5 protein-coding genes are annotated in these 6,134 nt (G+C 59.0%); 3 read left to right on the top strand and 2 right to left on the bottom strand.

Annotated elements, in window-relative coordinates; genetic code table 11:
• Positions 1 to 364: 364 nt before the first annotated feature.
• Complete coding sequence (gene algW, locus RYC17_RS06025) at positions 365 to 1,525, bottom strand: Do family serine endopeptidase AlgW (protein WP_058407953.1); 1,161 nt, start codon at positions 1,523 to 1,525, stop codon at positions 365 to 367.
• A 111-nt stretch (positions 1,526 to 1,636) separates the two neighbouring features.
• Between algW and RYC17_RS06020 the strand changes: the two genes are divergently transcribed.
• The 3 genes from RYC17_RS06020 to cysN all read left to right on the top strand — a co-directional run bounded on the left by RYC17_RS06020 (position 1,637) and on the right by cysN (position 5,375).
• On the top strand, positions 1,637 to 2,395 hold the full coding sequence (locus RYC17_RS06020; RefSeq protein ID WP_058400710.1) for a Nif3-like dinuclear metal center hexameric protein: 759 nt from the start codon (positions 1,637 to 1,639) through the stop codon (positions 2,393 to 2,395).
• A gap of 153 nt (positions 2,396 to 2,548) precedes the next feature.
• Positions 2,549 to 3,466, top strand: coding sequence for a sulfate adenylyltransferase subunit CysD (gene cysD / locus RYC17_RS06015; RefSeq protein WP_002555071.1), 918 nt, complete (start codon positions 2,549 to 2,551; stop codon positions 3,464 to 3,466).
• A gap of 10 nt (positions 3,467 to 3,476) precedes the next feature.
• A complete protein-coding gene (gene cysN / locus RYC17_RS06010; RefSeq protein ID WP_122280588.1) occupies positions 3,477 to 5,375 on the top strand; it encodes a sulfate adenylyltransferase subunit CysN in 1,899 nt (632 codons plus the stop codon).
• Between the two features lie 202 nt (positions 5,376 to 5,577).
• On the opposite strand, the gene RYC17_RS06005 is transcribed toward cysN, so the two are convergent.
• Positions 5,578 to 6,021 (bottom strand): YhcB family protein, encoded by a 444-nt coding sequence (locus RYC17_RS06005; protein WP_058400712.1) that lies wholly within the window; start codon positions 6,019 to 6,021, stop codon positions 5,578 to 5,580.
• Between the last annotated feature and the right edge of the window lie 113 nt (positions 6,022 to 6,134).

Raw genomic sequence — 6,134 nt, 5'->3', positions numbered from 1 at the left:
AACACTCCGGACCTGTGGGAGCGAGCTTGCTCGCGAAAGGGCCTGCACAAGCGCCGAAAATGCATCGATTGAAACACCGTATTCGCGAGCAAGCTCGCTCCCACAAGATCATCGCTGCCGCAGAGCATCCACATGGCTTGAAACAACCCGGACCTGTGTGAGTGTCTCGCATGGCTTGAAAACACTCCGGACCTGTGGGAGCGAGCTTGCTCGCGAAAGGGCCTGCACAAGCGCCGAAAATGCATCGATTGAAACACTTTCTTCACGAGCAAGCTCCCCCCACGCCCTTCGGGCAGAAGCCCGGACGCCCTTTATTCCCGGCGTCACAGATCTGTGCTGTACCGCACTTTCAGGTACTGGCGCATCACTCGGGCGCTGCGGCAGGTGTCGGTGCAGGTGGCGGGCGCAGGCCGACCTCGGCGCTCAAGCGCATTTCCTTGCCGTTGCGCATCACGTCGATAGCAATCTTGTCCTTGGGTTTGGTACGCGCCACCTGATTCATCGAGCGACGACCGTCGCCAGCGGGTTCGCCATTGATGCTCAGGATCACGTCACCCAGTTGCAGGCCGGCTTTCTGCGCCGGTCCATCGCGGAAGATACCCGCGACAACGATTCCGGGACGGTCCTTCAATCCGAACGACTCGGCCAGTTCCTGGGTCAGCGGTTGAACTTCGATGCCCAGCCAGCCACGAATGACCTGACCGTGTTCGATGATCGACTTCATGACGTCCATCGCCAGCTTGGTCGGAATGGCAAAACCGATGCCCTGCGAGCCGCCGGACTTGGAAAAGATCGCGGTATTGATACCGATCAGGTTGCCGCTGGCGTCCACCAGTGCACCGCCCGAGTTGCCGGGGTTGATGGCCGCGTCGGTCTGGATGAAGTCTTCGTAGGTATTGAGGCCCAGTTGATTGCGTCCGGTGGCACTGATAATGCCCATGGTCACGGTCTGACCGACCCCGAACGGGTTACCGATGGCCAGTGCAACGTCGCCGATGCGAATGCCGTCAGAGCGTGCGATGGTGATTGCCGGAAGGTTTTTCAGGTCGATCTTGAGCACTGCCAGATCGGTTTCCGGGTCATTGCCGATAACTCTGGCAATAGTTTCACGGCCATCTTTCAGTGCCACCACGATCTGGTCCGCGCCGGTGGTGACGTGGTTATTGGTCAGTATGTAGCCTTCGGGGCTCATCATGACGCCAGAGCCAAGGCTTGACTCCATGCGCTTCTGCTTGGGCGTGTTGTCGCCGAAGAAGCGCCGGAACTGCGGGTCTTCGAAAAGCGGGTTGTTGCCCTTGTTGACCATTTTGGTGGTGTAGAGGTTGACCACCGCGGGCGCTGCGGCAATGACCGCATCGGCATAGGACGACGGACCTTGCATGACGTTGGTGGTCTGCGGAGCCTGTTGCAGATTGACATCCATGCTCGGCAGGCCGACCCACTGCGGATAGCGCTGAATAATCAGCAGGGCGATAAGCACGCCAGCCAGCAATGGCCAGCCGAAAAAACGCAGTGCCTTGAACATTTAACAAGTCCTGATGGTTGCGGGCGCAGAAAGTTTTGCCACGGGTGCGCCATAATGGCGGGCATTATACGAGTACAACGCAGCTCTGAACTGCATATTTAGGAGTCTTTTATGGCTGTTGCCCTGAGCACCCTGGTCGAAGAAGCCGACCGCTATCTGAGCAGTGCCCGGATTCAGGATTATTGCCCTAATGGCCTGCAGGTCGAGGGTCGGCCTCAAGTGATGCGCATCGTCAGCGGCGTGACGGCGAGCCAGGCATTGCTGGACGCTGCCGTAGAGGCTCAGGCTGATCTGATTCTGGTCCATCACGGTTATTTCTGGAAAGGCGAAAACCCCTGTGTGGTCGGTATGAAGCAGCGCCGCCTGAAAACCCTGCTCAAGCACGACATCAGCCTGCTTGCCTATCACCTGCCGCTGGATGTGCACCCCGAAGTGGGCAATAACGTGCAGCTGGCGCGTCAGCTGGATATCACTGTCGAAGGGCCGCTGGACCCCGAAAATTCGCGAGTGGTCGGCTTGATCGGTTCGTTGTCCGAACCCATGACCCCGCGGGATTTTGCCCGTCGCGTACAGGATGCGCTGGGCCGTGAGCCGTTGCTCATCGAAGGCTCGCAGATGATTCGCCGTGTAGGCTGGTGCACCGGTGGCGGTCAGAACTACATTGATCAGGCAGTGCTGGAAGGCGTCGATCTTTTCCTGAGTGGCGAAGCGTCGGAGCAGACATTCCACAGCGCGCGGGAGAACGACATCAGCTTCATCGCGGCCGGTCATCACGCCACCGAGCGGTATGGCGTTCAGGCCCTGGGTGATTATCTGGCCCGACGCTTTGCGCTCGAGCATATCTTCATCGACTGCCCGAACCCGATATGATCCATCAAACGGCAGGGCATATGCATAGATCGTTTCGATCTAGCTGCATCGCTGATTAGCGATATCACGCATGTTAAAGTGCGCGGCTCGAATACGGCCCGCAGGCCGCCCCGGGTTTTCCCGGTCCATAACGAACGCAATCCGTGAGTAGCCATGGTTGACAAACTGACGCATCTGAAACAGCTGGAGGCGGAAAGCATCCACATCATCCGCGAGGTCGCCGCCGAGTTCGATAACCCGGTGATGCTGTACTCGATCGGCAAGGATTCGGCCGTGATGCTGCACCTGGCGCGCAAGGCATTCTTCCCCGGTAAGTTGCCATTCCCGGTCATGCACGTCGATACTCGCTGGAAATTCCAGGAGATGTATCGTTTTCGCGACAAGATGGTCGAGGAAATGGGCCTGGACCTGATCACTCACATCAATCCCGATGGCGTGGCGCAGGGCATCAACCCCTTCACCCACGGCAGCGCCAAACATACCGACATCATGAAGACCGAGGGCCTGAAGCAGGCGCTCGACAAGCATGGTTTCGATGCCGCTTTCGGCGGTGCCCGACGCGACGAAGAGAAGTCCCGGGCCAAGGAACGCGTTTATTCGTTCCGCGACAGCAAACACCGCTGGGACCCGAAAAACCAGCGCCCCGAGCTGTGGAATGTCTACAACGGCAACGTCAACAAAGGCGAGTCGATCCGTGTATTCCCGCTCTCCAACTGGACCGAGCTGGACATCTGGCAGTACATCTACCTTGAAGGCATCCCGATCGTGCCGCTGTACTTCGCCGCCGAGCGCGACGTGATCGAGAAGAACGGCACGCTGATCATGATCGACGACGAGCGCATCCTCGAGCATCTCACCGATGAAGAGAAGTCGCGCATCGTCAAGAAAAAGGTCCGTTTCCGCACACTGGGCTGCTATCCGCTGACCGGCGCTGTCGAGTCCGAAGCGACCAGCCTGACCGACATCATTCAGGAAATGCTGCTGACGCGAACTTCCGAACGCCAGGGCCGGGTCATTGACCACGACGGTGCAGGCTCGATGGAAGAAAAGAAACGTCAGGGTTATTTCTAAGGGGTGTCACATGTCGCATCAATCTGATTTGATCAGCGAGGACATCCTCGCCTATCTGGGCCAGCACGAACGCAAGGAAATGCTGCGCTTTCTTACCTGTGGCAACGTCGATGACGGCAAGAGCACGCTGATCGGGCGTTTGCTGCATGACTCGAAGATGATCTACGAAGATCACCTGGAAGCCATTACCCGTGACTCGAAGAAGTCCGGCACCACTGGCGATGACGTCGATCTGGCGTTGCTGGTGGATGGTCTGCAGGCCGAGCGGGAGCAGGGCATCACTATCGATGTCGCCTATCGCTATTTCTCCACGGCCAAGCGCAAGTTCATCATTGCCGATACGCCGGGCCATGAGCAGTACACTCGCAACATGGCGACTGGCGCTTCGACCTGTGACCTGGCGATCATTCTGGTGGACGCGCGCTATGGCGTGCAGACCCAGACCCGTCGTCACAGCTACATCGCTTCGCTGCTGGGCATCAAGCACATCGTCGTGGCCATCAACAAGATGGACCTCAACGGCTTCGATGAGGGCGTGTTCGAATCGATCAAGGCCGATTACCTGAAGTTCGCCGAGGGTATCGCGTTCAAGCCGACCACCATGGCGTTTGTTCCAATGTCGGCGCTCAAGGGCGACAACGTGGTGAACAAGAGCGAGCGTTCGCCCTGGTACACCGGCCAGTCGCTGATGGAAATTCTCGAGACCGTCGAAATCGCCAGCGACCGCAACTATACGGACCTGCGTTTCCCGGTGCAGTACGTCAACCGTCCGAACCTGAACTTTCGCGGTTTTGCTGGCACACTGGCCAGCGGCATCGTCCACAAGGGCGACGAGATCGTCGTGTTGCCATCGGGCAAGAGCAGTCGCGTGAAGTCCATCGTCACTTTTGAAGGCGAGCTGGAGCAGGCTGGTCCGGGTCAGGCCGTGACGCTGACCATGGAAGACGAGATCGACATTTCCCGCGGTGATCTGCTGGTGCATGCCGACAACGTCCCGCAGGTCAGCGATGCGTTCGACGCCATGCTGGTGTGGATGGCCGAAGAGCCCATGCTGCCGGGCAAGAAATACGACATCAAGCGCGCTACCAGCTATGTGCCGGGCTCTATTGCCAGCATTACTCATCGGGTCGATGTGAACACGCTGCAGGAAGGCCCTGCCAGCTCGTTGCAGTTGAACGAGATCGGCCGCGTCAAAGTCAGCCTTGATGCGCCCATCGCGCTGGACGGCTATGACAGAAACCCCACCACTGGCTCGTTCATCGTCATCGATCGTCTGACCAATGGCACTGTTGCTGCGGGCATGATCATTGCCAAGCCGGTTTCAGGCGGTGGTTCGCTGCATCATGGCGAGCTGGCCCACGTCTCTACTGAAGAGCGTGCGCAGCGTTTCGGCCAGCAACCGGCCACCGTATTGTTCAGCGGCCTGTCCGGCGCAGGTAAAAGTACGTTGGCGTACGCAGTCGAGCGCAAGCTGTTCGACATGGGCCGTGCGGTCTATGTGCTGGATGGTCAGAACCTGCGTCATGACCTGAACAAGGGCTTGCCACAGGACCGTGCCGGGCGTACCGAGAACTGGAGCCGTGCCGCCCACGTGGCGCGCCAGTTCAACGAAGCGGGCCTGCTGACCCTGGCTGCCTTTGTTGCGCCGGATGCCGAGGGCCGTGAGCGCGCCAAGGCGCTGATCGGCAAGGATCGTCTGCTGACCGTCTATGTTCAGGCGTCGCCAGCGGTCTGCCGCGAGCGTGACCCGCAAGGCCTGTATGCCGCTGATGGCGACAACATTCCTGGCGAGTCCTTCCCGTATGACGTGCCGCTGAATGCCGATCTGGTGATCGACACGCAGACACTCAACCTGGAAGAAAGCGTTAAACAGGTGCTGGATCTGCTGCGCAGTCGCGGCGCGATCTGATACGAATGCAGGCGTGAGAGACCAATGGTCTTCAGCGCCCTGCATTGGCCTTTCGCGAGCAAGCTCGCTCCCACAATGGTGCGCACGCACGATCTTGTGGGAGCGACCGGGGCGGCGATCCGCATTGCTCGCGAAGGGGTAGGGCACAAAAAAGCCCGCTGGAGATTTTCTCGCCAGCGGGCTTTTGTGTCGCTGTGAATCCTTACCTTTTCAGGCCGTAATGCTCATCCAGCATTCCAGGCGTGTTGGGCGCCTTGGGGGCGTAGTCCTTGGGTGTCTCGGTGTCGCGCGGAGGAGTCAGGCGGTCGCGATGATCGCGGTGCGCATGATTGGCCTCAGGGTGCAGGGCGGCCAGCAAGCGTTGGCGGGTCAGCTCGTCGAGAGCCAGACGATTGGCACCCTCGGCAAGGTGTTCCTGAACATCCTGATAGCTCTGCGAAAGCTTCTGTACCAGATTGGCCGTGCTGTTGAAGTGCGTGACTACCTCGTTCTGATAGGTGTCGAAGCGCTCCTGAATGTTGTCCAGCTGGCGCTGGGTGCTGTTCGGAACGGTGTTGGGCAGCAGGCGTGCTACCAGAAAACCAATGACGACACCGGCCACCAGGGCGAGCGTCGGCAACAACCAGACTAAGAGCGAGTGTTCCACGAGTCCTTCCTCTATAAACGGCTTTGCTTTACGTTAACGGCTGGAACCTGCGCTGTATACCCGCGACGTATCGTTGATATGCAAGCCGCAGACAATCAGCTAGACGAGTCGAC

It is taken from the genome of Pseudomonas syringae group sp. J248-6, assembly GCF_032586995.1.
GTDB classification, from domain to species: Bacteria; Pseudomonadota; Gammaproteobacteria; order Pseudomonadales; family Pseudomonadaceae; genus Aquipseudomonas; species Aquipseudomonas amygdali.
Note: the sequence above shows the minus strand (reverse complement) of the source record. Positions and strands in the feature narration are given on the sequence as shown.

Coding starts and splice junctions, on each gene's coding strand:
- cysN (WP_122280588.1), top strand. CDS start 3,477: ATGTCGCATCAATCTGATTTGATCAGCGAGGACATCCTCGCCTATCTG.
- algW (WP_058407953.1), bottom strand. CDS start 1,525: ATGTTCAAGGCACTGCGTTTTTTCGGCTGGCCATTGCTGGCTGGCGTG.
- cysD (WP_002555071.1), top strand. CDS start 2,549: ATGGTTGACAAACTGACGCATCTGAAACAGCTGGAGGCGGAAAGCATC.
- RYC17_RS06020 (WP_058400710.1), top strand. CDS start 1,637: ATGGCTGTTGCCCTGAGCACCCTGGTCGAAGAAGCCGACCGCTATCTG.